Source organism: Streptomyces sp. SID14478 (assembly GCF_010548525.1).
In the GTDB taxonomy this organism is placed as follows: Bacteria; Actinomycetota; Actinomycetes; order Streptomycetales; family Streptomycetaceae; genus Streptomyces.
In genome coordinates this window covers 1-249 of the sequence record NZ_JAAGMG010001378.1, presented here as the reverse complement: position 1 = coordinate 249, position 249 = coordinate 1, and the positions used below count along the sequence as shown (strand labels likewise).

The window sequence follows — 249 nt, the reverse complement described above, 5'->3', positions numbered from 1 at the left end:
GAAGCCGCGGCCGTCGTCCACCACGTCCAGGGCCACGGAGGTCTCCATGAAGCTCAGGGTGATCTCGGCGCGCCGCGCGTCGGAGTGCCGCACCGTGTTGCCGAGCGCCGACTGGGCGATCCGCAGCAGCGCCACCTCGTACGGGGTGGGCAGCTCCAGCGGCGTACCGCTCACCGTGCAGCGGGCGGCCATCCCCGGCGCCGTGGCGCACAGCCGCTCCAGGGCGCCGGGCAGCGAGCCGGCCGCCAG

1 pseudogene is annotated in these 249 nt (G+C 75.9%); it reads right to left on the bottom strand.

The window, feature by feature from the left end:
• A pseudogene (locus G3I40_RS43575) lies at window positions 1–249 on the bottom strand (sensor histidine kinase); the annotation flags it as partial.